Here is a 23356-nt window from a genome sequence, read left to right on the forward strand (position 1 = left end):
TACGGTGAACGCGCAAGGCACCGGGCCGCGGGCGGCCCGGCCTTGTCAGGCAGGCGGCGTTCAGCCGTTGGCTTCGCGGATCTTGTCGGCGGCGTCCTTGTCGTAGGCCACCCCGTTTTCATCGAACAGGGTGTCGAGCTCGCCCGACAGGGTCATTTCCGTGATGATGTCGCAACCGCCCACGAACTCGCCCTTCACGTAAAGCTGCGGAATGGTCGGCCAGTCGGAGAAATCCTTGATCCCCTGACGGATTTCCTCGTCCGCGAGCACGTTGACGTCGGAATAGGTGACGCCCATGTAGTTCAGCACCCCCGCCACACGGGAGGAAAACCCGCACTGCGGCATCTCCTTGGTGCCTTTCATGAAAAGAACCACGTCGTTCGAGGTGATCGTGTCCTGGATCTGGGTTTTCGCGTCGCTCATCTGATTGTCCTTGAATGAAATGTTTTCAGGCGGGGGCCCGGGTTGTCAGCGCGAGGGCGTGCAGCTCCCCGTTCGCCCCGTCCATCTTGCCCTTGAGCGCGGCATAGACCGCGCGCTGCTGCTGCACCCGGTTCATGCCCTTGAAGGAAGCGTCCTCGACCATCGCGGCCATGTGGACACCGTCGTTTCCTTCGACCACGATCCGGGCGTCGGGAAAGGCCGCGCGAAGAAGGTCCTCGATCTCGCTGGCTTGCATGGGCATGGCGGGGTCTCCGGTGTTGATCTCTTGCCGACAGATGTAGTTGCCGTGGCTGGACAGTGCAAGCCACCGCCGAAGGCCGGCGCACTGTGACCAAGGTCGCGCTGGCGGGACAGGCGCGGCGGTGATCATATCTGATTGAGCGTGGGTGTCCCGCGCACTACATTCTTCCGGGCGGGCCCGTCGGCCCGACAACCGCGGGACGGAAAGGAACGCAGGCATGGCAGCGCAGACACCCCCTGAACAGGCGCTCGAGTGGATCGAGGCGGGCCGGCGCGTTGCCGTAGCGACGGTCATCGAGACATGGGGTTCCGCACCGCGCCGGGTGGGGGCGCAACTGGTGGTTTCGGACGAAGGGGAGATGGAGGGCTCGGTCTCGGGCGGCTGCGTCGAGGGCGCGGTGGTCATCGAGGCACTGGAGGCGCTGGAGGACGGCGGGACGCGCGTGCTGGAATACGGCGTCAGCGACGGCGACGCCTTTGCCGTGGGCCTCGCATGCGGCGGGAACATCCGCATCCTGCTGGAGCCCGTGGGCGAGACCGGGATGCCCGAATCCATGCTGCGCGACCTCGTGGCGGCACGCGCCGCGCGCCAGCCCGTCGCATACGAGGCGGCGCTGGACGGCAGCGCCCGCCGGCTGGTCGACCCGGGGCACGAGGACCGCTTTCGCATGGACCGCTCCGGTGTCAGCGAGGACGGCAAGACCTTCGTCGCGATCCACAACCCGCCGCTGCGGCTGGTCATCGTGGGGGGCGTGCACATCGCGCAGCACCTCGTGGGCATGGCGCGCACGACGGGGTTCGATCCCGTCGTCGTCGACCCGCGCGAGGCTTTCGGTGCCGCCGCGCGCTTTCCGGATGCGCGGGTCATCAACGACTGGCCGGATGCCGCGCTGGAGGAGATCGGCCTCGATGCGCGCTGTGCCGTCGTGCTGCTGACCCATGATCCCAAGCTGGACGATCCGGCGATTCACCTCGCCCTGCGATCGCGGGCGTTCTACATCGGCGCGCTCGGCAGCAAACGGACGCACGGTGCCCGTGTCGCCCGGCTGGCCGAGGCGGGCTTCCCGGAGGCGGAGATCGGCCGCATCCACGGCCCCGTGGGCCTCGACATCGGGGCGGCCGGCCCGGCCGAGATCGCGGTCTCGATCCTGGCCGAGATGATACAGACGCTGAGGCAACCATGAAGTTCGGCACCGTCCCGCTGGCCCAGGCCGAAGGCGCGGTGCTGGCACACTCCGTCCCGGTCGAGACGGGCAGGCTGCGCAAGGGCAGGGTGCTGGGCGCCGGGGACGTGGAGGCGCTGGCGCGGGCAGGGCATGACAGCGTCATCGTCGCACGGCTCGACCCGGATGACGTGGGCGAGGATGCCGCGGCGGAGCGCCTTGCCAAAGCGGTGCTGGGGCAGGACCACCGGCTTCAGCCCACGCGGCCCTTCACCGGTCGGGTGAACCTGCTGGCGACGGGGCCGGGCGTGGTCGAGATCGACGTCGCCGCGCTGGAGTCGGTGAATGTGGTCCACCCGATGATCACCATCGCCACCGTTCCGAAATGGCACCAGATCCGCGACCGCGGCATGGCCGCGACCGTCAAGATCATTTCCTATGCGGTGCCCGAAGCGGATCTGGACCGCGCCTGTGCGGCGGCGGGCGCGGCGGGGGCCATCCGCCTGCGCCAGCCGGTGCTGAAAACGGCAACGCTGTTCATCACCGAGATACCGGGCGGCGTGGGCGACAAGGGCAGGACGGCCATCGCCGGCCGGCTGGAAGCGCTCGGCGTGACGCTGGAGGCCGTGCGCATGGTGCCGCACCGGCTGGCACCGCTGGCCGCGGCGCTGGCGGATTGCGCGTCCGACCTCGCGCTCGTCCTGACCGGGTCGGCCACCTCGGACATCGACGATGTGGCACCAGCGGCACTGCGCGCGGCGGGGGGCAGTGTCACGCGGTTCGGCATGCCGGTGGACCCGGGCAACCTGCTGTTCCTCGGAGAGCTGGCCGGGCGTCCCGTGATCGGCCTGCCGGGCTGTGCGCGCGCGCCCGCCCTCAACGGCGCCGACTGGGTGCTGTCGCGGGTGATCTGCGGCGTGCCCGTCACCTCGTCGGATATCGCGGGCATGGGGGTCGGCGGCCTGCTCAAGGAAATTCCGACACGCCCGCAGCCGCGCCGGGGCCGCTCGGACTGATCGCGACGGTGCCCGCGCTACTTTAGTCCAATATCCCGTGATGCCGGTTTTTTCCTATTCTCAACACGGGTGCTGCGTGTTTTACTCGGGCGCAAACAAGGTCACTAAGGGGAGGACTACATGACACAGGTCAAGATGACCGTGAACGGCAAGACCGCGTCCGGCGACGTGGAAGGGCGCACGTTGCTGGCCCAGTTCCTGCGCGACGATCAGGGTCTCACCGGGACGCATATCGGTTGCGACACCAGTCAGTGCGGGGCCTGCGTGGTGCATGTGAACGGGAAGGCCGTGAAGGCCTGCACCATGCTGGCGATCGAAGCCGATGGCGCGACCGTGGACACGATCGAGGGCCAGGCCAACGCCGACGGGTCGCTGAACGTGATCCAGCAGGCGTTCCAAGACCACCACGGGCTTCAGTGCGGTTTCTGCACGCCCGGCATGGTGATGTCGGCGGCGGCGCTGCTCAAGGACAATCCCAAGCCGACCGAAGCGGAGGTGCGTCACTACCTTGACGGCAACATCTGCCGCTGCACCGGCTACCACAACATCGTCAAGGCGATCATGGCCGCATCCGGCCAGGACGTGGGCGCGATCGCCGCCGAGTGACGAAGGGGCGGGCCCCGAGGCCCGCCGCGCGCTCCGGACCGCAGGTGATGCGGGTCGGGCCGATCAAGACTGATCCTGCGCCGGGGACGGGCAAGATGCCCGTGTTCCCCCGCGCGGAAGACCAAGACAGGTGCCGGACAACTGCACCACATCCAGGGAGGAACGATCATGCCTAAAGACGGCGGAATTGGTGCCAGCACGAAGCGGCGCGAGGACGTCCGGTTTCTGACCGGCAACGGGAAATACACCGACGACATCAACCTGCGCGGGCAGGCTTATGTCTTCTTTCTGCGCTCCGACGTGGCGCACGGCAAGCTGACCAACGTGGATACCTCGGCGGCCGAGGGCATGGACGGCGTGGTGAAGATCTTTACCGGGAAGGACTTCGAAGGCGTGGGCGGCATGCCCTGCGGCTGGCAGGTCACCGACAAGCACGGCCAGCCCATGCAGGAACCGGGCCACCCGGTGCTGGCGCAGGGCAAGGTGCGGCACGTGGGCGAGCCCATCGCCGCCGTCGTGGCCGAGACGCTGGGCCAGGCCCGCGATGCCGCCGAGGCGATCGTCGTGGACATCGAGGAACTGCCCGCGGTCATCGACATGAAGGAAGCGGTGAAGGACGGCGCGCCCAAGGTACATGACGAGCTGACCTCGAACCTCTGCTACGACTGGGGTTTCGTCGAAGAGAACAAGGACGCGGTGAACAAGGCCTTTGAAGAGGCCGCGCATGTCACCACGCTGGAACTGGTCAACAACCGTCTGGTGGCCAACCCGATGGAACCGCGCGTGGCCGTGGGCGACTACAGCCGTTCGGACGGCGAGCACACCCTTTATACCACGTCGCAGAACCCCCACGTGATCCGGCTGCTGATGGGCGCCTTCGTGCTGGGCATCCCCGAGCACAAGCTTCGGGTCGTGGCCCCTGACGTGGGCGGCGGTTTCGGCACCAAGATCTTCCACTACCAGGAAGAGGCCTTCTGCACCTTCGCGGCCAAGGCGTGCAACCGTCCCGTCAAATGGACGTCGAGCCGGTCGGAGGCGTTCATTTCGGACGCGCACGGTCGCGACCACGTCACCAAGATCGAACTGGCGCTCGATGCGGACAACAACTTTACCGCCATCCGGACCGACACCTACGCGAACATGGGCGCGTACCTTTCGACCTTTGCACCGTCGGTGCCGACCTGGCTGCACGGCACGCTGATGGCGGGCAACTACAAGACGCCGCTGATCTACGTGAACGTCAAGGCGGTCTTCACCAACACCGTGCCCGTCGATGCCTATCGCGGGGCAGGGCGCCCCGAGGCGACCTACCAGCTCGAGCGGCTGGTGGACAAGGCGGCCCATGAACTGGGCGTCGACCCGATCAAGCTGCGGCGGCAGAACTTCATCACGGAATTCCCCTATGCCACCCCGGTGGCGGTGGAATACGACACCGGCGACTATGTCGCCACGATGGACAAGCTGGAAGAGATCGCCGACATCGCCGGTTTCGAGGCGCGCCGCAAGGAAAGCGAAGCGAAGGGCAAGCTGCGCGGCTTCGGCGTGAACTGCTATATCGAGGCCTGCGGCATCGCGCCGTCGAACCTCGTGGGCCAGCTTGGCGCGCGGGCGGGCCTGTACGAAAGCGCCACGGTCAGGGTCAATGCGACCGGCGGCCTTGTCGTCATGACCGGCAGCCACAGCCACGGTCAGGGCCACGAGACGGCCTTTCCGCAGGTGATCGCGGAAATGATCGGCATCGACGCCTCCATGGTCGAGATCGTGCACGGCGACACCTCCAAGACGCCGATGGGCATGGGTACCTACGGCTCGCGATCCATCGCGGTCGGGGGATCGGCGATGGTGCGGGCGACCGAGAAGATCATCGCCAAGGCCAAGAAGATCGCCTCGCACCTGCTTGAAGCCTCGGAGAGCGACATCGAGCTCAAGGACGGTGCCTTCAGCGTGGCGGGGACCGACAAATCTGTCGCCTGGGGGGACGTGACGCTTGCCGCCTACGTGCCGCACAACTATCCGCTGGAGGACATCGAGCCGGGGCTGGAAGAGACGGCGTTCTACGATCCCAGCAACTTCACCTACCCGTCGGGCGCCTATGCCTGCGAGGTGGAACTTGACCCCGAAACCGGCCATGTCACCATCGAGCGTTTCTCGGCGGCGGATGATTTCGGCAACATCATCAATCCGATGATCGTGACCGGACAGGTCCACGGCGGGCTGGCGCAGGGGATCGGCCAGGCGCTGATGGAAAACTGCGCCTATGACAGCGACGGCCAGTTGCTGAGCGCGTCCTACATGGATTACGCCATGCCGCGTGCCAGCGACGTGCCATTCTACACCGTGGATCATTCCTGTCAGACGCCCTGCACGCACAACCCGCTGGGGGTGAAAGGCTGTGGCGAGGCGGGGGCCATCGGGTCGCCCCCGGCGGTGGTCAACGCGGTGCTCGATGCGATGCGGTCGGGTGGCAAGGACGTGTCCCATATCGACATGCCCGTGACACCCTCGCGCGTCTGGGCCGCGATGCAGGGATGAGCTGAGAGGGCGGAGCCGGGGGGCGTTGCCCCCCGGACCCCCAGAGGTATTTTTGGCATAAAGAAGCCGGTGCCGCCGCGAGACCCCGTAGGCGGTACCCGGTTCGAAAGGAAAGAAGATGTACAATTTCGACGTCGAACGCCCCACCTCCATCGCGGACGCGGTGCAGGCAATGGGCAAGGAAGAGGCCCAGCCCATTTCCGGCGGGCAGACCCTGATCCCCACGCTGAAGGCCCGGCTGGCCGCACCTTCCGTGCTGGTTTCGCTGACCGCCATCGACGAGATGAAGGGCGTGTGCATGTCGGACGACGGCAAGCTTTGCATCGGGGGCGCCACGACCCATGCCACCGTCGCCGCCGAGGCCAAGGCGCATTACCCGGGCCTCGCCTCGCTCGCCGCGCGGATCGGTGATCCGGCGGTGCGCAACCGCGGCACGATCGGCGGGTCGCTGGCCAACAACGATCCCTCCGCCTGCTATCCCGCGGCGGCGCTGGCCTCGGGCGCGACCATCGTCACCAACAACCGCGAGATCGCCGCCGACGACTACTTTCTCGGGATGTTCACGACCGCGCTGGAAGAGGGCGAGATCGTCACCGAGGTGAAGTTTCCGGTTCCCGAGGCGGCACACTACGAGAAATTCATCCAGCCTGCCTCCCGGTTTCCGCTGGTGGCGGTCTTCGTGGCGAAATTCGCGGACGGTGTCCGGGTCGCGGTGACCGGGGCGTCGAACGATGGGGTCTTCCGCTGGACCGAGGCGGAGGAGGCGTTGTCCTCCGATTTCTCCGCGGACGCGGTCGCGGGGCTCAAGGCCAGCGGCGACATGATCAGCGACCTGCACGGCACGGCGGAGTACCGCGCCCATCTGGTCGGCGTCATGACGAAGCGCGCGGTGGCCGCGCTCGCCTGATCCACGGCTGCACGCCCGGGAAGGAGACAATCCGCGCGCCTGACGGTGCGCGGATTTTCGTATGCGCGATGCGGTCAGGGAACCCTTGGCACGGCGGAACGTTCACTCACAAGCGCTGCCCGAACGGCGTTCGGAACAAAGTGAGGAACGAGAAATGAAAACGTTTTTGAAATCAACCACTTCGCTTGGGATGAGCCTGATGCTGGCGTTGCCGCACGGGGCCTTCGCGCAGAGCAGCGATGCGCCCGCCTGCGATGTGAGTGCGGAAAATGTGACCTTTCCATGCACGCTTGACGGGCAGATGGTCGCGAACGCCGACGAGTTGACTGTCCTGCAGGGTCTGAGCCAGCAGGCGGCGGAAGCTGCGGGTCAGCAGGAGCAGGCCGCGGAGCCTGCACCGGCGGAGAATTCCACCGCATCGTCCGTGGGCGCGCCGGATTCCCAGGCCACGATCAACATGCAGGCCGCCCAGGAGCAGGCCGCTCAGGAGGCCGCCGACGCCCAGGCTGCGGCTGACGCACAGGCGGCGGAAGACGCCCAGGCCGCCGCAGATGCGCAGGCTGCGGCCGATGCGCAGGCAGCAGCCGATGCACAAGCCGCCGCCGACGCCCAAGCCGCTGCCGACGCGCAGGCGGCAGAAGATGCGCAGGCAGCAGCCGATGCGCAGGCAGCAGCCGATGCGCAGGCGGCAGAGGACGCGCAGGCGGCAGCAGAGGCTCAGGCCGCAGCCGATGCGCAGGCGGCACAGGATCAGGCCGCTGCCGACGCCCAGTCCGCAGCCGAGTCGGGCGACGTCGCCGACAGCCAGGGCACCGTTACGGTCGATCCGCAACTGGCCGATGATTCCACCGCGTCCTCCGTCGGCGCGCCGGACTCGCAGGTCGATCAGGCGGTACAGGACGCCCAGGGCGACGTGAATCCCGAGGCGACAGCCGAGGCGCAGGCCGAAGCGGACCGTCTTGCCGCGGAACTGGAGGCACAGCGCGCGGCAGACCGGGAAGCCGAGCGCGAAGCGATTGCCGCCGCCGCCGCTGCTGCCGAGGCAGAGAACGCCGATGCCGAAGTGGTGACGGAAGAGGTGACGGAAGAGACCGTCCGGTCGTCCGACGAGGAATTCGCCACGACCGTGACCGGCGAGCAGACGGCCGCCGCCGCACCCGCGGCTGACGACGACGGCCTCAGCAAGTTCGAAAAGGCCCTGCTGGTGGGTCTTGGCGCCGTCGTGGTGGGGTCCGTGCTGAAAAACGGTGACAAGGTCGTGAGCCGGTCCGGTGACCGCGTGATCCTTGAACAGCCGAATGGCGAACTGCGTGTGCTGAAGGACGAAAACGCGCTGCTGCGTCAGCCGGGCGATCAGGTGCAGACCCAGACCTTCGACGACGGGTCGAGCCGGACCATCGTGACCAAGCCGGACGGGTCGCAGATCATCACGATCCGCGCGCGCGACGGATCGGTGCTGCGCCGGGTGTCGGTCGATGCCCAGGGCAACCAGACGGTTCTGTTCGACGACCTGGTCGAAGAGCAGCGCGTGGTCGTGAACGAACTGCCGCAGGTGAACCAGCAGCAGCAACAGGTGGAAATGGTCAGCAACCAGGACGAGCGGGCGCTGCGCGCGGCTCTGCAACGGGAACTGGCAGCGGACACCAACCGCACGTTCTCGCTCCGCCAGGTGCGCGACATCCAGCAGGTGCGCGCGCTGGCGCCGCAGATTGAACTGGACGCCGTGCGCTTCGAGACCGGTTCGGCCGCGATCCAGCCCGAGCAGGCCCAAAGCCTCGCGCGGATCGGCACCGCGTTGCGCGAGCAGATCGCGCAGAACCCGCGGACCGTGATCCTGGTCGAGGGCCACACGGATGCCGTCGGCAGCGCCACCTACAACCTGGCGCTTTCCGACCGCCGCGCTGAAACGGTTGCGCTGGCGCTGACGGAATACTTCGACGTTCCGGCGCAGAACATGGTGACCCAAGGCTACGGCGAATCCGATCTCAAGGTGCCGACGTTGGAAGCGGAACAGGCAAACCGCCGTGCGGTGGTGCGCAACATCACCAACCTGCTGCGCTGACCCGCGTCGGACGAGCCGACCAAGAACTGAAAAAACGAAAGAACCCCCGCAAGAAATTGCGGGGGTTCTTGTCTGTGCGTCCGGCGGTTTGAAGCCGGTTCCGATCAGCCCTTGTTGGGCAGGGGACCGATCAGCATGACCATCTGGCGGCCTTCCATCTTGGGAAAGTTTTCCACCCGGCCGTATTCCTTGGTGTCTTCCGCCACCCGTTCCAACAACTCGCGGCCCAGGTTCTGGTGCGCCATCTCGCGACCGCGAAAGCGCAGGGTGACCTTCACCTTGTCGCCGTTTTCGAGGAACTTGAAAACATTCCGCATCTTCACGTCGTAATCATTCGTGTCGGTGTTCGGGCGGAACTTGACCTCTTTGATCTCGATGATCTTCTGCTTCTTGCGGGCTTCGGACTCGCGCTTCTGCTGTTCATACTTGAACTTGCCGAAGTCCATGATCTTGCAGACCGGCGGATTGGCATTCGGCGAAATCTCGACCAGGTCCAGGCCGGCTTCCTCGGCCATGTCCAGGGCACGGGCGGGGGAAACCACGCCCACGTTCTCGCCGTCGGCGCCGATCAGTCGAATTTCCGGGGCACGTATGTTTTCGTTGACGCGCGGTCCGGTATCCCGTGTCGGTGGCGCGTTGTGAGGTCTGCGAGCGATGGTGGTCATCCTTTGGTTGTTGCTGTATTTTCGAAGTTGCAAGGTAGACGTGGCAACGGGCTTCTTCAAGCCGGTAAATTGGTGCCAGAGCGGTCTTTTGTGCCAGTTTCCACTTGAATGTGACGGTTGCGTTGCGCATTTGAGCGGGCAAGGTGCGAGCCGCCCGCCGGGGCGGTCTGGCCGTCAAAAGGGGAAAGAACATGAAGAATCTGATCTGGATCATCGTCGCGGGCGTGGTCGCGCTCGGGGGGTACATGCTGTATTCGGGCAAGTCGCCCGCCGAGCTTGCCAACGAGACATCGGAAGCGGTGAAGGAAGCCTCCGATTCCGTGAATGCGCCGGAGGCACTGGAAAGCGCCAGCGAGGCCGCAGGGGAAGCCGCCGAGGCCGTCGAAGGCGCGGTCAGCGATGCGGTGGATGCCACCGCCGAAGCCGCGCGCGAAGCCGGTGAGGCCATTGCCGACACCGCGTCGGATGCCGGGAACGCCATTGCAGAGGCCACCGAAGGTGCCATGGCCGCCGCGGAAGACGTGGCTGACGATGCCGCCGTCGCCGCTTCGGACGCTGTCGATGCCACGACCGAGGCTGCATCAGACGCGGCGGAAGCCACGGCCGAGGCAACCGAAGACGCTGCCGAAGCGACGGCCGAGGCCGCGGGCAGCGCCGCCGAAAGCACCGAGCAGGCGGCGGAAGCGACGGTGGATGCAACCGCCGAGACCGCTGATGCCGCTGCGGAAGAGACCGCAGAGGCCGCCAGCAGCGCCGCGGATGCGACCGCGGAGACCGCCGAGGATGCAGCCGAGGCGACCGCGGAGGCCGCGACCGCCGCTGACGCTGACGCGGCGGAGCAGGCCGCTGCCGGTGTGGAGGGCGTCGAGCCCGGCATGGTGGATGATCTGCTCACCGTCGATGGCTTCGATTTCGACAAGGTGGTGGCGATGATCGACAACTCCGAGCTGAGCGCGATGCAGAAAACGACGCTGACCAACAGCCTCGACGCCGCGCGGAACAACCCGGAACTGCTGGAAAATGCGCTGGAAACCGTGCGTCAGGCCCTGAACATTTGATCGGTCGCCAGCGCCAAAAAGAAGCCGCGTCCCGACACCGGGGCGCGGCTTTTTTCATGTCTTGCGGGTGCTTCAGCCGACAAAGGCCTTTTCGACCACGAAATGCTTGGGATCGGAATTCGCGCCTTCCTCGAGGCCGAAGCCTTCGAGCGTGGCGATCATGTCCTTGTTGAACTCAAGACTGCCGCAGACCATGCCGCGGTCCGTTTCCTTGTCGATCCCGTCGATCCCGAGGTCGTCAAAGACCGTGCCATCCTTGAGCAGGTTCGTGATGCGGCCCATCTTGGGGCTCTGCTCTCGGGTCGTGGTCGGATAATACCGGATCTTGTCGAGGTTCTCGGCCCCGATGAGCTCCTGCATCATCTCGTCGGACTTCAGGGTCTCGATCAGCTGTCTGCCATACTCCAGCTCCGCCACGTCGCGGCAGGTGTGCATCATCACGACCTCGTCGAACTTCTCGTAGGTCTCCGGCTCGCGCAGCAGGGATGCGAACGGGGCAAAGCCCGTGCCGGTGGCGAAGAACCACAGCCGCTTGCCCGGCAGCAGGGCGTCATGCACCAGCGTGCCGACGGGCTTGGGCCGCAGGATGATCTGGTCGCCCGGCTGGATGTGCTGAAGCTTGGAGGTCAGCGGGCCGTCCTGCACCTTGATCGAATAGAATTCCAACTCGTCGTCCCAGGCGGGGGAGGCGATGGAATAGGCCCGCAGAAGGGGTTTCTGCTTGCCGGTCTTGGGATCGGGATCGCCCATCAGGCCGATCATCACGAATTCCCCGGATCGGAACCTCAGGGACGCGGGCCGTGCGACACGGAATGAGAAGAGCCTGTCGGTCCAGTGCTTTACCGAAGTCACGGTCTGCGCGTCGGGCAGGGCGGGCTGGGCTGTCGTCTTGTTCACGGGGGTTTGCTCGGTCATAATCATATGTACACAAGCGATTGCTTGCGTTCCCTTCTTAGAAGATCGGTGGGTTCAGGGCAATCTTCGCCTTTGCCGCGCGTCAGCCGCGCAGGCGCGATTGATAGTCGTTCAATTTCCAGTCGGCCCGGAACAGCCACTGGTCCTCCGGCTGGCGATTGGCGATCTCGTCGTGCACCTCGACCTCGTCAAAGCCCGCGCGGCGGGCCATGGCGTACTGGTCCGCGATCACGTGACCCTTGGCGCGCAGCCGGCCGGTGTATCCCCGCAGGCGCAGGGCGCGTGCGATCGTGAAACCGCGGCCATCGGCGGAGGTGGGAAAATCGACGCGGATGATCTTGAGCCCGGACAGGGAAACCGCCTGCGGGTCGGCATCCGATGCGAGGTCCAGCGCCACGCAGTCGTTTGCGGCCCCGCTCGAGCAGAAGCCGCCGGTCCAGTCGTCTGCGACGAAACCTGTGTCGTTGATGAGTTGTGTCATGTCCTGCCTCCGGTTCGCACCATTTTGCCGTTCACGAAATGGATGCCGCATTCGTCTTTGTCACTGTCTCTCCAGCGGCCCGCGCGGGGGTCCTCGCCGGGTTTCACCGGCGACGTGCAGGGCTCACAGCCGATGGAGGGGTACCCCTGCGCCACCAGCGGATGGCGGGGCAGGCGGTTCTCGGTCATGTAGGTCTGCACATCGGCAGGATCCCAATACGCCAGCGGGTTGACCTTGATCCGGTCCGGCAGACCGGGGCCGCGCTGTTCCAGTTCGAAGTGCTCCAGCGCCGCGCGCGTGCCCGACTGGAAGCGTTTGCGCCCCGAGATCCAGCCGTCGAAGCCGCGCAGGGCGGTTTGCAGCGGCACCGTCTTGCGCAGAGCGCAGCAGGCATCGGTATCGCGCTGGTGAAGCGTGCCGTCCGGGTCCGCCGCGCGGATGCTGCCCGACCGCAGGATCGTCACGTTGCGCAGACCCAGCCGTTCCGTCACCTCCTGCTGGTAGACCAGCGTTTCAGTGAACAGCATCTCGGTGTCGATGAAGAGGATCGGCAGATCGCGGTTCACCATCGAGGCGAGGTGCAGCAGCACGACGGATTCGGCACCGAAACTGGAGACGAGCGCGAGGTTCGGAACCTCCTCGCCCGCGCGGCGCAGCACGTCGGTGGCGCTGTGGTGGCGCAGCTCCGAATTGAGCCGCGCCACCTGGGCCGTCACACCCTGTGCCGGTGTATCGCCCGGCGCTGTCGCGGCGGAACCCACCTCTGCGGGGTGATCAAGCGGCATCTGCCCGGTCCTTGGTTTCGGCGTCGGGGTACAGCGCGGCCTTGAACGGCGCCATGCCCAGACGGCGGTAGGTCTGCAGGAAGGTTTCCGCAGGCTCCGAACGCAGGTCGAGATAGGCCAGCACCAGCCGCTCCACGGCCGGGATGATCTCATCGGCCGAGAATCCGGGGCCGGCGCGGGTGCCGATGGCCGCATCCTCGGTGCCGTCACCGCCCAGCGTGATCTGGTAGTTTTCCACGCCTGCGCGGTCCAGCCCAAGGATGCCGATGTGGCCCACATGGTGGTGTCCGCAGGCGTTGATGCAGCCCGAGATCTTGATCTTGAGCGGGCCCACGTCATGCTCCAGCTTCAATTCGTCGAACCGGGTCGCGATTTCCTGCGCGATCGGGATCGAGCGGGCGGTGGCAAGCGCGCAGTAGTCCATGCCGGGGCAGGCGATGATGTCGCTGATCAGCCCGATGTTCGCGGTGCCCAAGCCCTCGGCCCGCAGGGCGGAGAAGACACTGGGCAGGTCCGACTTGTGCACATGCGGCAGGATCACGTTCTGCTCGTGGCTGATCCGCAGTTCGTCGTGACCGTAGCGCCGCGCCAGGGCCGCCATCAGGCGCATCTGGCGGGCAGAGGCATCGCCGGGCGTCTTGCCATGCGCCTTGAGGCTGATCGACACGATGGCATAGCCGGGTGCGCGATGCGCGGACAGGTTGGTATCGGCCCAGCTGCGGAACATCGCGTCGTTCTGGTACGCGCTGCGATAGGGGGCTTCATCCCCCACCTTGAACTCGGGCGCGGCGAAGTCGGCCTTGATTCGCGCCAGCATCTGCTGGTCGACGCCGGTGAACTGCGGACGGATCAGTGCATAGCGTTCGTCGACGCGGGCACGGATGTCGTCGATGCCGTTCTCGTGTACGGTGATCTTGATGCGCGCCTTGTACTTGTTGTCGCGGCGGCCCAGCAGGTTGTAGACGCTGACGATGGCTTCCAGCGTGGGCAGCAGATCTTCCTCTGCCACGAAATCATAAAGAACCTTGCCGATCATCGGCGTGCGGCCCAGGCCACCGCCCACGATCACCTCGTATCCGATGGCCCCGTCGCGTTCCACGATGCGCAGGCCGATGTCATGGGCCTTGATCACCGCCCGGTCGGCGGCGGCCCCGGTGACGGCGACCTTGAACTTGCGCGGCAGGAACTGGAATTCCGGGTGGTCGGTCGACCACTGGCGGATCAGCTCGGCCACCGGGCGGGGGTCGGCGACCTCGTCCGCTGCGGCCCCGGCGAAGTGATCCGCCGTGACGTTGCGGATCGTGTTCCCGCTGGTCTGGATGGCGTGCATGTTCACCTCGGCGAGCGCGTCCAGCATGTCGGGCACGTCGCGCAGCTCGGGCCAGTTGTACTGGATGTTCTGGCGCGTGGTGAAGTGACCGTAGCCCTTGTCCCATTTCTCGGCGATCATGGCGAGCTGGTCCATCTGGCGGCTGTTCAGCGTGCCATAGGGGATCGCCACGCGCAGCATGTAGGCGTGCAGTTGCAGGTAGAGGCCGTTCATCAGGCGCAGGGGCTTGAATTCGTCCTCGGTCAGCGAGCCGTCGATGCGGCGCTCGACCTGCGCGCGGAACTGGGCGTTGCGCTGTGCCAGGAAATCGGCGTCGAACTCGGTGTAGTGATACATCAGAAACGCTCCTCTGTCGCGGCGGCCTGTTTGCCGTGGTGATAGTTGGAGGGACCGGTCGCGCGGAAATCCTCGCGGAAATGGGTGGGGTGCGGCACGCCGTCCTGAACGGTCACTTCGGCGAGATAGGCACCGACAACGCTGCCGGGTTGCGATTGCGCCTCGATCAGCCGCAGATCGGCGTCGGCCTCGTCGGTCAGCACCTCGGCTTCCTCGAGGTGGCGGGTCCATCCGGTGGCGGTCATGTAGATCACGTCGCCCTCCAGAAGGGCATTCGCGGTCATGACCTTGGGGGTGAAAGGTTTGGGCATCAGGCCATCTCCTCGATCGGCATGTCGGTGGCGGCTTGCGCGGCGGCGCGCGGGGCAAGTCCGTAGAATGTCAGGGCAGGGCCGGTCATGGCCGCGTCGGCGATATCGGCGGCCATCCGGTCTAGCGTGGTGGCCAGCACCCGCTGATCGGGGCGCGAGGCGTTCTCGATCACCGTGACCGGGGTGGCGCGGTCCGCACCGTGCATGATCAGGCGGCCCTGAACGAAGCGGGCGGATTTCTTGCCCATGTAGATCGCGGCGACCTCGTCGGGTCGGGCGAGCGCGGCCCAGTCGTGATCGGCAAAGCCCTTCATGTCGTGGCCGGTCAGGAACCGGACCGACGCGTTGCGCCCCCGGCGGGTGAGGCTCTGGCCGATGGTCGCGACGGCGGCCGAGGCCGAGGTGATGCCCGGCACGATGTGCCAGCCGATGCCGTGGGCGTCGATGGCGTCGATTTCCTCGTCCAGACGGCCGAAGACGGTGGCATCGCCGGATTTCAGCCGGACCACCTGAGCGCCCGATCCGGCGTGTTCCACCAGCAGATTGTTGATCGTCTGCTGGCTGGTGGAGGGGCCGAAGCCTTCCTTGCCGACGTCGATCATGAGCGCCTCGCGGCGGGCCAGTTCGAGGATCTCGGCGCTGATGAGGCGGTCGTAGATCACCACGTCGGCCTCGTCGAGCGCGCGGCGCGCCTTGAGAGTCAGCAGTTCCGGATCGCCCGGTCCACCGCCGACAAAGGCGACGTGACCCGGCCGCGCGGCCCGGTTCATGTGCGCGTCCAGCAGATCGTGCAGGCCGGTCTCCACGGCGTCCGCGCCGTCGGCCAAGGCGCGTGGGCCCGCGTTGAAATAGTAGTCACGCCAGAAATCCCGGCGCGGCCGACCGAAGGGCAGCGCGTCGGCCAGCTTGCGGAAGCCCTTGCCGATGCGCGCCAGCGTCCCCAGCGATGTCGGCAGGCGCTCTTCCAGGTCCGCCTTGATGGCGCGTGCCAGAACGGGTGCCGCGCCTTCCGTACCGATGGCGACCGTCACCGGGTCGCGGTCGACGATCGCGGGCGTGATGAAGGCACTGTCATGCAGATTGTCCACAATGTTGACGAGCGCCCCCTCGGCCCGTGCGATTGCGGCGGTACGCCGGTCCTCTTCCGCGTCCTCGTCCGCGGCATAGAACAGGCGGGTGCACAGCGCGTCGCCCGGACCAAAGGCGCGGCGGTGCAGCGTCAGCTTGCCCGCTTCCGCCCAGGCCGTGATCTCTTCGGCCGGTTCGGCGGCGTAGACATTGATCCGTGCCCGTGTCTTCAGCAGCAGCCGCAGCTTGGCCAGGGCCGCCTCGCCCCCGCCCGATAACGCGATGCGCTGTCCTTCGGTGGCGAGAAAGATGGGAAAATGGTCCATGGAGGTGCCCCTTGCGATGGCCGGTGTGCTTCGTTGACTTACGCCTGAATATAGGAAATGTTCCCTGTGGGAGGCCATAGCATCCGGCAGATAAGGAATTCTGTTCCGATTTCAGCGACCTGAGGAACAGATGTTTTGGTAAAAGGAAAATTGTGGAATGTCGGTTCGGATAGACGAGACAGATCGGAAAATTCTTGGTGAGCTGCAGCGGGATGCGGCGCAATCGCTTGAGGATATCGCCAAGGCGGTGGGGTCTTCGAAGACGCCGGTCTGGAATCGCATTCGCAAGATGCGCGAGGCCGGGATCATCGGCCAGCAGACGGTGATCCTGGACGCCGAGGCGCTGGGATTCGAGGCCTGTTTCTTCGTGCTGATCCGCACCTCCGAGCATGAAGCGGGCTGGCAGGCGGCCTTTCTCAAGGCATTGCGGGACCGCCCCGAGGTGCAGGAGGCGCACCGGCTGGCGGGTGACATCGACTATATCCTGAAAGTCCGGGTAAAGAATGCGCGGGCCTACGATGTCTTCTATCAGGCGCTGATTTCGGAGGTGCGGGTGCACAACGTCACGGCGCTTTTGTCGATGGAAGAGCTGAAGTCGACGGTGGCGCTGCCGTTGTGACCGGATCCGCCGGACACGGCTGCGCCGTGACGCCCTTCTATGGGTGCCCGTTGCCGATGTGAGCCCGAGCAGCCCGGCGGGGTGGGGGTTGAGACGGCGTGTTTTCCTCTGAGAAGGTGTTCAGGGCGCGGTGCGTCCTGAACGACCTTTCCCGAGGGTCTGTGCGAGCAGCAGCCGCGTCAAGGACATGCCGCGCTGCGCGCGGTCGCGCGGGGCGCGATCCTTGACCCGGCTGCTGCTCACGGGGTGACCATCAGCCGTTCGAGCTTGTGGAAATGATAGCTGTCCGCGTAGCGCGGCGTCTCGGCCAGGGCCAGGTCGGGCAGCCGGGCAAAGAGCGCGGGCAGCGCCTTTTGCAGCTCCAGCCGGGCGAGGGGCGCGCCCACGCAGAAGTGCAGTCCGCCGCCGAAAGCGGCGTGGGGCCGGCCGGGGCGCTGCGGATTGAACAGGTCGGGTGCGACGTGAACCTCGGGGTCGCGGCCCGCGGCGCCAAGTACCAGCGCGATCTCCTCTCCCTTCTTCAGGGTCGCCTCGCCGAGGTCTATGTCCTCGTAGGCGTAGCGCGTGAAGATATGCAGCGGCGGATCGTAACGCAGCACTTCCTCCACCGTCGCGGCAATGTTGTGCGCGGCCAGCGCCAGGGGGTCGGTGTCGTTCTCGAGCAGGCATTTGACCGCGTTGCCCAGCGTGTGCACCGTCGCCTCGTGGCCTGCGTTCAGCAACAGGACGCAGGTGCTGACAAGCTCGTCCGTATTCAGGCTGTCGCCCTGCGCTTCGGCGGCGATCAGCTGCGAGATCAGGTCGTCGCCCGGCCGGGAGCGGCGTTGGTCGATGTAGCCGTCGAGGTAATCCACGAACTCCCGCGCGGCCTCCTCGGCGGCATCTTCGGTCGCACGTGTGGCGCCCGCCATGTACATGGCCACCATCGTCGTCGACCAGCGCAGCAGGTCCGGCGCGCGATCCTCCGGCACGCCGAGCAGGCGAGCGATGATGCGGACCGGAAGCTGCGTGCAGAATTGGGGGATCAGGTCGAAGGCCCCGCTGGCGGGCAGGTCCCCGAGAAGCTCGGCGGTGATCTCGTCGATGTCGGGGCCCAGGTTCGCGATCCGCCGCGAGGTGAAGGCCCGCAGCACCTGCCCACGCAACCGGGTATGACGCGGCGGTTCGAGCTCGAGCATGGAGTTGTCATGCAACCGCGTCCATGTCTGCAGATGCGCGGGCCGCGGCCCCGGATCGGGATGCTCCCGGCCCAGCCTGCGATCGCGCAGCAGCGCCGTGACCGTGGCGGAATCGAAGGCCGCCGGCATGCTGTAGTCCTCCCAGAAAAGGACCGGCCCCCGCGCGCGTGCTTCATCGTAGACCGCATAGGGATTCTGGATGAAGTCGGGCGCGTGCGGGGATTGGGAAAGTGTTTTCATGCGTTGCAGATGCCCGAGCGGCTCTGGTCAATGCAAGGGCGCATGTGCAATCTGATGTCATGGTGAGCGGAATACGGCAAAGAGCGGCGGTGATGCTGGCCTTTCTCGCGGTGGTGGCCGCGCTGACGGGCGGTGTCTGGCGCTATTTCCACGCGCAGGGACTGGACCTGCTGGCGGACCGGGGGCGCGCGGACCTCGCCCTTGCCGGGGACCGGCTGGTGGGGCAGTTGCAACGCTACCGCGACCTTGCGGTGCTGATGGCCGATCACCCCGCGGTGCTGGATGCCGTGAAGGGCGCCGGCGGGACGGACACGGATGAGATGTTGCTGGCGGTGGCGGACAAGACCGCTGCGATGGACGTTCTGGTGGTGGACCGGGCGGGGCGCTTGCGGGCTTCGGCGCTGGGACGGGACATGCCGGAGGGATTGGCGGAGGCGACCTTCCTGCGGCGGGCGCTGCGCGGCGCGCTGGGATGGGGCCACGGCGAAGCGGCCCCGCTGACGGCGCGGGCGTTCTTCCATGCGGCACCGATCTTCGGCAGGTCGGGGAGGGCCGAAGGCGCGGTGGTGGTGATCACCGACCTCAACGGGATCGACTACAACTGGCGCGGCAGCACCCCCGCGGCCTTCTTCACCGATGCGGGCGGGGAGGTTTTGATCGCCAACCGGTCGGAACTGCTGTTCTGGCGCCGGCCGCCGGGGTCACCCGGTCTGGTGCCGTCGGTCGGCCCGACCCCGCCCTTCGAGGCGCAGATGCTGGGCGGTCACGAGATCTGGGAACTGGACTGGGGCCCCTATCTGCCCCGGTCCGCGCTGCATCTGACACAGCATCTGCCCGTGATCGGCTTGACGGGCGAGGTGTTGCTGGACACCGCACAGGCCCGCCGGCTGGCCACGGCGCAGGCCGGCGCAGTGGCGGCGCTCTGCCTCGCCTTCGGGTCGCTGCTGTTCCTCGCGGCGGAACGGCGGCGGGCACTCGCCAGTGCCAATGCCCGGCTGGAAGACCGGGTGGCCGAGCGGACCCACGCCCTGCGCGACACCAACGCCAAGCTGCTTGCCGAAGCGGCGGAACGCGAGGAAGCGCAGGCGGCACTGCGCCGTGCGCAGGACGAACTGGTGCAGGCGGGCAAGTTGAGCGCGTTGGGCCAGATGTCTGCCGGGATCAGCCACGAGCTGAACCAGCCCCTGATGGCGATCCGCTCGTTTGCCGAGAACGGCAAACAGTTCATGGCACGGGGGGCCACGGACCGGGCGTCGGAAAACCTGTCGCGCATATCGGAAATGGCACAGCGCATGGCGCGGATCATCCAGAACCTCCGGGCCTTCGCCCGGCAGGACCAGCGGACGGACGACGCCGTGGATCTGCGCAAGGCCCTCGAGGGGGCGATCGACCTGACCCGTGCCCACGTGGAAGACGCGCGGGTGACGCTGATCCATACCCCGCTGCAGGCGCCGATCCGGGTTCGTGGCGGCGAGGTCAGGCTGGTGCAGGTTTTCGTCAACCTCATCACCAACGCCGTGGATGCGATGGCCGACACGACCGAGAAACGGCTGCAGATCGACGTGGACGAGGGCGAGGTGGTCACCGTCAGCTTTCGCGATACCGGTCCGGGGATCGAGATGCCGGACAAGGTCTTCGATCCGTTCTACACCACGAAATCGAACGGGCCGACGGCGGGTATGGGGCTTGGCCTGTCGATCAGCTATGGCATCGTCCAGAGCTTCGGTGGCCAGATCAGGGGGAGCAACTATGCGGGCGGGGCGCTGTTCACGGTGACACTGGAACGACATTCAAGGGATGTGGTTGCGGCATGAAGGGCAGGGTTCTTCTGGTCGACGACGACGCAGCCGTGCGCGAGGCGCTGGCGCAGACGCTGGAGCTTGCGCAGATCAGCGCGCTGACGGCGGGGTCATTCGTCGCGGCCAAGGACCGGATCACGCGGGCTTTCGACGGCGTGATCCTGTCGGACATCCGGATGCCGGGACGGGACGGGTTCCACCTGCTGGATTACGCGCGCCAGCAGGACCCCGACCTTCCGGTGATCCTGCTGACCGGCGAGGGCGACATCCCGATGGCAGTTTCGGCGATGGGGCAGGGCGCCTTCGGCTTTCTCGAGAAACCCTGCGCGCCCGCGGATCTTCTCGCGGTGCTGGAACGCGCGCTCAAGACCCGGGCACTGGTGCTGGAAAACCGCCGCCTGCGCGATCTGGTGGAGACAGGCGATCCGGCGGCGCGCATGATCTTCGGCAATTCCGAGCTTTCCGAGGGGCTGCGCAGACGGGTGCGGCTGGTGGCGCAGGCCGAAGGCGATGCGCTGATCAGCGGGGCACCGGGCACGGGCATCTCGAAGGTGGCCGAGGTGCTGCATCTGAGTTCCGCACGATCCAAGGCGCCTTTCGTCAAGCACGCGGCATCCGGGCTGACGCCGGAAACACTGCCGCAGGCCCTTCGGACCGCGGACGGGGGCAGCCTGTTTCTCGACGAGATCGCGCAACTGCCGCGGCAGGTGCAGCTGATGCTGAGCGAGACCCCGGAGGGGCAGAGTGCGGTGCGCCTGATCGCGGGGAATACCCGCGATCTGGCCGCGGAGGTCGACGCGGGGCGGTTCAACGCCGAACTCTACTGGCGGCTGGAGGGGCTGAGCGTCCGGATCCCCAGCCTGTCGGAGCGGCCGGAGGACATTCCCGTCATGTTCCGGCGCTACGTCGATCAGGCGGCCGAGCAGTCCGGCCTGAAACCGCCCGAGGTGACGCCGGATGTGGTCGCGGACCTGATGCGCCGGGACTGGCCCGGCAACGCGCGCGCGCTGATGTCGGTGGCGATGCGGTTCGTGTTGGGCCTGAACGACGATCTGGTGCCTGACGCCTCGCTCGGGCTGGTCGAACAGATGGCGCGGGTCGAACAATCCCTGCTCGAGGCGGCACTGCGCCGGGCCGGCGGACAGGCTTCCGCCGCGGCCGAGGCGCTCAAGCTGCCGCGCAAGACCTTCTACGACAAGCTGGCCCGTTACGGGATCCGGCCGGAGGATTTCCGGGCCTGAGGTTTGTGCGGAAATCCGCACATACGCTGGCGGATCTGTGCGGCAAACCGCACGGCGCGAGACGCCCGCAGGGAAGACAGGTTCAGGAATCCTGCGCATCCCCCTGATTTTATGGCCTAATTATCGCCCGCTCCGGGCGACGCTTCACGCGCTTGTGAAAGGATTCGGAAATGTGGCTCCTTGCGACAGCGCGTCCCGATCGGTGCGCCAACCTGATTCCAAAGCTCTGGGAGGAGATCACAATGAAATTTTTCACCGCCGCTTCCGTGGCCCTGACCCTGTCCGTCAGTGCGGGTGCCGTCGCCGCTGCCTGCGATGATGGCGAGATGGTCATCAAGTTCAGCCACGTCACCAACACCGACAAGCACCCCAAGGGCATCGCCGCATCCCTGCTGGCCGAAAGGGTCAACGCCGAGATGGACGGCAAGGCCTGCATGGAGGTCTTCCCGAACTCCACGCTCTACGACGACGATCAGGTGCTCGAGGCGATGCTGCAGGGCGACGTCCAGATGGCCGCGCCCTCGCTGTCGAAATTCGAGGCCTTCACCAAGCAATTCCAGATTTTCGACCTTCCCTTCATGTTCGTGAACATCGACGCCGTGGACAAGTTCCAGCAGGGCGAGAAAGGCGAGGCGCTGAAGAATTCGATGCAGCGCCGCGGCCTGCAGGGGCTGGGCTTCTGGCACAACGGCATGAAGCAGATGTCGGCGAACAAGCCGCTGGAGATGCCGGGCGATGCGAAAGGCCTGAAGTTCCGCGTTCAGCCGTCTGACGTGATCGTTGCCCAGTTCGAGCAGCTGGAGGCCTCGCCCCAGCCGATGGCCTTTTCCGAAGTCTACGGCGCGCTGCAGACCGGCGTTGTCGACGGCCAGGAAAACACGTGGTCCAACATCTACGGGCAGAAGTTCTTCGAGGTTCAGGACGGCTCGACCGAAACCAACCACGGTGTGCTCGACTATCTGGTCGTGACCGGTTCCGACTGGTGGGAAGGACTGGATCCGGAAATCCGCGACCAGTTGGCCACCATCGTCGAAGAAGTGACGGCAGAGCGGAACGCGGCCGTGAACGAGGTGGACATGGAAGCCCGGCAGGCGATCCTGGACGCCGGCGGCGTGATCCGCGAGCTGACCCCCGAGCAGCGTCAGGCCTGGGTCGATGCGATGAAACCGGTCTGGGCGCAGTTCGAGGAAGGCGTCGGGGCGGACAACATCGCCGCCGCGCAGGAAATCAACGAGTCGATGTAAGCGACCACGGACACCAAGGGCACGGGCCGCATCCGCGCGGCCCGTGCGCGCCGCGCGTGATGGGAGGAAGATCATGAGCGCCAGCAAATACGAGCCGAAGGGTGCCTTCGGCCGCTTCATCCATACATTCGAAGAAACCGCGATTGCCGTGCTCCTGGGTCTGATGACCCTCGTCACCTTTGTGAACGTGGTCCTGCGATACGTGTTCAACCACGCGCTGATCTGGGGCCTCGAACTGACCCTTGTCCTTTTCGCGTGGCTGGTCCTGTTCGGGGTCAGCTATTGCGTCAAGGTCACTGCGCATCTCGGCGTCGATGCCGTGACCAGCATCCTGCCGACCGGCCCCAAGCGCTGGCTGGCGATCCTGTCGGGCCTCATCTGCGTGTTCTACGCGGTGCTGATGATGAAGGGCGCATGGGATTTCTGGGCCCCCTTTGCCGGGTTCAATCCCACTGACGGGCGCTGGTTCCCCACCGGCTTCGTCGAGCGCCGGTCGCAATCCTTCTACGAAAGCGACCAGATCCCGATCCCTTTCCAGTGGATGAGCGACTGGCTGGCCTACACCTTCAACTCCTTCATGGACGGCAACCAGCTGGTCACCGAACCCTACGAAAAGATGCCGCGTCTCGTGCCCTACGTCATCCTGCCGCTGGGCTGTGCGCTGCTGCTGTTCCGTTTCGTGCAGGCGACGCTGGGCGTGATCGCCGGCCGTCGCGACAGCCTGATCGTGAGCCACGAAGCCGAGGAAGCGGTCGAAAAGGCCGCCGCCGAAGACGCAAAGGTCTGATAT

Annotated in this window: 22 protein-coding genes; 12 read left to right on the plus strand and 10 right to left on the minus strand. The window is 66.3% G+C overall.

Annotation, left to right across the window (positions count from 1 at the left end; all coding sequences use genetic code 11):
- Positions 1–60: 60 nt before the first annotated feature.
- Both grxD and BOO69_RS07000 read right to left on the minus strand, forming a co-directional pair.
- Complete coding sequence (gene grxD / locus BOO69_RS06995) at positions 61–423, minus strand: Grx4 family monothiol glutaredoxin (RefSeq protein WP_071971518.1); 363 nt, start codon at positions 421–423, stop codon at positions 61–63.
- Between the two features lie 25 nt (positions 424–448).
- Positions 449–685: a BolA/IbaG family iron-sulfur metabolism protein gene (locus BOO69_RS07000; RefSeq protein ID WP_071971519.1), complete on the minus strand. Its 237-nt coding sequence runs from the start codon at positions 683–685 to the stop codon at positions 449–451.
- Between the two features lie 217 nt (positions 686–902).
- Here BOO69_RS07000 and BOO69_RS07005 point away from each other — a divergent pair, with 217 nt between their 5' ends.
- The 6 genes from BOO69_RS07005 (at position 903) to BOO69_RS07030 (ending at position 8970) form a co-directional block, all read left to right on the plus strand.
- The gene (locus BOO69_RS07005) at positions 903–1868 is read left to right on the plus strand and encodes an XdhC family protein (protein WP_071971520.1); all 966 of its coding nucleotides are present in this window, start codon (positions 903–905) and stop codon (positions 1866–1868) included.
- Positions 1865–2863, plus strand: coding sequence for a molybdopterin-binding protein (locus BOO69_RS07010; protein ID WP_071971521.1), 999 nt, complete (start codon positions 1865–1867; stop codon positions 2861–2863). Before BOO69_RS07005 ends, BOO69_RS07010 begins: the two co-directional genes overlap by 4 nt.
- A gap of 120 nt (positions 2864–2983) precedes the next feature.
- Positions 2984–3469 (plus strand): (2Fe-2S)-binding protein, encoded by a 486-nt coding sequence (locus tag BOO69_RS07015; RefSeq protein WP_071971522.1) that lies wholly within the window; start codon positions 2984–2986, stop codon positions 3467–3469.
- A 168-nt stretch (positions 3470–3637) separates the two neighbouring features.
- Complete coding sequence (locus tag BOO69_RS07020; protein ID WP_071971523.1) at positions 3638–6001, plus strand: xanthine dehydrogenase family protein molybdopterin-binding subunit; 2364 nt, start codon at positions 3638–3640, stop codon at positions 5999–6001.
- Positions 6002–6119: 118 nt separating this feature from the next.
- Positions 6120–6908, plus strand: coding sequence for an FAD binding domain-containing protein (locus BOO69_RS07025; RefSeq protein WP_071971524.1), 789 nt, complete (start codon positions 6120–6122; stop codon positions 6906–6908).
- Between the two features lie 190 nt (positions 6909–7098).
- Positions 7099–8970, plus strand: a complete 1872-nt coding sequence (locus BOO69_RS07030; RefSeq protein WP_237267584.1) for an OmpA family protein — start codon at positions 7099–7101, stop codon at positions 8968–8970.
- Positions 8971–9074: 104 nt separating this feature from the next.
- Here the strand turns inward: BOO69_RS07030 and infC are convergent, their stop codons facing one another.
- Positions 9075–9635, minus strand: coding sequence for a translation initiation factor IF-3 (gene infC / locus BOO69_RS07035; RefSeq protein WP_071971526.1), 561 nt, complete (start codon positions 9633–9635; stop codon positions 9075–9077).
- Between the two features lie 191 nt (positions 9636–9826).
- Between infC and BOO69_RS07040 the strand changes: the two genes are divergently transcribed.
- A complete protein-coding gene (locus tag BOO69_RS07040; protein ID WP_071971527.1) occupies positions 9827–10693 on the plus strand; it encodes a hypothetical protein in 867 nt (288 codons plus the stop codon).
- Positions 10694–10765: 72 nt separating this feature from the next.
- Here the strand turns inward: BOO69_RS07040 and BOO69_RS07045 are convergent, their stop codons facing one another.
- From BOO69_RS07045 to cysG, 6 genes are all read right to left on the minus strand, one after another.
- A complete protein-coding gene (locus BOO69_RS07045) occupies positions 10766–11608 on the minus strand; it encodes a ferredoxin--NADP reductase (protein ID WP_071971528.1) in 843 nt (280 codons plus the stop codon).
- 82 nt (positions 11609–11690) lie between these two features.
- Positions 11691–12089, minus strand: a complete 399-nt coding sequence (locus BOO69_RS07050) for a DUF934 domain-containing protein (protein ID WP_071971529.1) — start codon at positions 12087–12089, stop codon at positions 11691–11693.
- Entirely contained in the window at positions 12086–12874 is a 789-nt protein-coding gene (locus BOO69_RS07055) for a phosphoadenylyl-sulfate reductase (protein WP_083545465.1), read from the minus strand. Before BOO69_RS07055 ends, BOO69_RS07050 begins: the two co-directional genes overlap by 4 nt.
- Positions 12864–14540, minus strand: a complete 1677-nt coding sequence (locus BOO69_RS07060; protein ID WP_071971530.1) for a nitrite/sulfite reductase — start codon at positions 14538–14540, stop codon at positions 12864–12866. The genes BOO69_RS07055 and BOO69_RS07060 overlap by 11 nt, the downstream gene beginning before the upstream one ends.
- Complete coding sequence (locus tag BOO69_RS07065) at positions 14540–14851, minus strand: DUF2849 domain-containing protein (protein WP_071971531.1); 312 nt, start codon at positions 14849–14851, stop codon at positions 14540–14542. The genes BOO69_RS07060 and BOO69_RS07065 overlap by 1 nt, the downstream gene beginning before the upstream one ends.
- A complete protein-coding gene (gene cysG, locus BOO69_RS07070) occupies positions 14851–16245 on the minus strand; it encodes a siroheme synthase CysG (protein WP_071971532.1) in 1395 nt (464 codons plus the stop codon). The genes BOO69_RS07065 and cysG overlap by 1 nt, the downstream gene beginning before the upstream one ends.
- 157 nt (positions 16246–16402) lie before the next feature.
- Between cysG and BOO69_RS07075 the strand changes: the two genes are divergently transcribed.
- Positions 16403–16864: an Lrp/AsnC family transcriptional regulator gene (locus tag BOO69_RS07075; RefSeq protein WP_071971533.1), complete on the plus strand. Its 462-nt coding sequence runs from the start codon at positions 16403–16405 to the stop codon at positions 16862–16864.
- 239 nt (positions 16865–17103) lie between these two features.
- On the opposite strand, the gene BOO69_RS07080 is transcribed toward BOO69_RS07075, so the two are convergent.
- Entirely contained in the window at positions 17104–18282 is a 1179-nt protein-coding gene (locus BOO69_RS07080; protein WP_071971534.1) for a cytochrome P450, read from the minus strand.
- 92 nt (positions 18283–18374) lie between these two features.
- Here BOO69_RS07080 and BOO69_RS07085 point away from each other — a divergent pair, with 92 nt between their 5' ends.
- The 4 genes from BOO69_RS07085 (at position 18375) to BOO69_RS07100 (ending at position 23353) form a co-directional block, all read left to right on the plus strand.
- Complete coding sequence (locus BOO69_RS07085) at positions 18375–20096, plus strand: ATP-binding protein (RefSeq protein WP_237267585.1); 1722 nt, start codon at positions 18375–18377, stop codon at positions 20094–20096.
- Positions 20093–21322, plus strand: coding sequence for a sigma-54-dependent transcriptional regulator (locus BOO69_RS07090; RefSeq protein ID WP_071971535.1), 1230 nt, complete (start codon positions 20093–20095; stop codon positions 21320–21322). The genes BOO69_RS07085 and BOO69_RS07090 overlap by 4 nt, the downstream gene beginning before the upstream one ends.
- A 242-nt stretch (positions 21323–21564) precedes the next feature.
- Entirely contained in the window at positions 21565–22566 is a 1002-nt protein-coding gene (locus BOO69_RS07095) for a TRAP transporter substrate-binding protein (RefSeq protein ID WP_071973699.1), read from the plus strand.
- 73 nt (positions 22567–22639) lie between these two features.
- Positions 22640–23353, plus strand: a complete 714-nt coding sequence (locus BOO69_RS07100) for a TRAP transporter small permease (protein ID WP_071971536.1) — start codon at positions 22640–22642, stop codon at positions 23351–23353.
- The last annotated feature ends 3 nt before the right edge of the window (positions 23354–23356 follow it).

It is taken from the genome of Sulfitobacter alexandrii (genome assembly GCF_001886735.1).
Classification (GTDB): Bacteria; Pseudomonadota; Alphaproteobacteria; order Rhodobacterales; family Rhodobacteraceae; genus Sulfitobacter; species Sulfitobacter alexandrii.

Bases quoted from the DNA above. Each gene is read 5' to 3' on its own strand.
- BOO69_RS07000 (WP_071971519.1), bottom strand. From the start codon at position 685: ATGCCCATGCAAGCCAGCGAGATCGAGGACCTTCTTCGCGCGGCCTTT.
- BOO69_RS07005 (WP_071971520.1), top strand. From the start codon at position 903: ATGGCAGCGCAGACACCCCCTGAACAGGCGCTCGAGTGGATCGAGGCG.
- BOO69_RS07015 (WP_071971522.1), top strand. From the start codon at position 2,984: ATGACACAGGTCAAGATGACCGTGAACGGCAAGACCGCGTCCGGCGAC.
- BOO69_RS07055 (WP_083545465.1), bottom strand. From the start codon at position 12,874: ATGCCGCTTGATCACCCCGCAGAGGTGGGTTCCGCCGCGACAGCGCCG.
- BOO69_RS07065 (WP_071971531.1), bottom strand. From the start codon at position 14,851: ATGCCCAAACCTTTCACCCCCAAGGTCATGACCGCGAATGCCCTTCTG.
- BOO69_RS07010 (WP_071971521.1), top strand. From the start codon at position 1,865: ATGAAGTTCGGCACCGTCCCGCTGGCCCAGGCCGAAGGCGCGGTGCTG.
- BOO69_RS07030 (WP_237267584.1), top strand. From the start codon at position 7,099: ATGAGCCTGATGCTGGCGTTGCCGCACGGGGCCTTCGCGCAGAGCAGC.
- BOO69_RS07080 (WP_071971534.1), bottom strand. From the start codon at position 18,282: ATGAAAACACTTTCCCAATCCCCGCACGCGCCCGACTTCATCCAGAAT.
- BOO69_RS07085 (WP_237267585.1), top strand. From the start codon at position 18,375: ATGCTGGCCTTTCTCGCGGTGGTGGCCGCGCTGACGGGCGGTGTCTGG.
- BOO69_RS07075 (WP_071971533.1), top strand. From the start codon at position 16,403: ATGTCGGTTCGGATAGACGAGACAGATCGGAAAATTCTTGGTGAGCTG.
- BOO69_RS07090 (WP_071971535.1), top strand. From the start codon at position 20,093: ATGAAGGGCAGGGTTCTTCTGGTCGACGACGACGCAGCCGTGCGCGAG.
- BOO69_RS07050 (WP_071971529.1), bottom strand. From the start codon at position 12,089: ATGACACAACTCATCAACGACACAGGTTTCGTCGCAGACGACTGGACC.
- BOO69_RS07060 (WP_071971530.1), bottom strand. From the start codon at position 14,540: ATGTATCACTACACCGAGTTCGACGCCGATTTCCTGGCACAGCGCAAC.
- BOO69_RS07040 (WP_071971527.1), top strand. From the start codon at position 9,827: ATGAAGAATCTGATCTGGATCATCGTCGCGGGCGTGGTCGCGCTCGGG.
- BOO69_RS07020 (WP_071971523.1), top strand. From the start codon at position 3,638: ATGCCTAAAGACGGCGGAATTGGTGCCAGCACGAAGCGGCGCGAGGAC.
- BOO69_RS07025 (WP_071971524.1), top strand. From the start codon at position 6,120: ATGTACAATTTCGACGTCGAACGCCCCACCTCCATCGCGGACGCGGTG.
- BOO69_RS07095 (WP_071973699.1), top strand. From the start codon at position 21,565: ATGAAATTTTTCACCGCCGCTTCCGTGGCCCTGACCCTGTCCGTCAGT.
- cysG (WP_071971532.1), bottom strand. From the start codon at position 16,245: ATGGACCATTTTCCCATCTTTCTCGCCACCGAAGGACAGCGCATCGCG.
- infC (WP_071971526.1), bottom strand. From the start codon at position 9,635: ATGACCACCATCGCTCGCAGACCTCACAACGCGCCACCGACACGGGAT.
- BOO69_RS07045 (WP_071971528.1), bottom strand. From the start codon at position 11,608: ATGACCGAGCAAACCCCCGTGAACAAGACGACAGCCCAGCCCGCCCTG.
- BOO69_RS07100 (WP_071971536.1), top strand. From the start codon at position 22,640: ATGAGCGCCAGCAAATACGAGCCGAAGGGTGCCTTCGGCCGCTTCATC.
- grxD (WP_071971518.1), bottom strand. From the start codon at position 423: ATGAGCGACGCGAAAACCCAGATCCAGGACACGATCACCTCGAACGAC.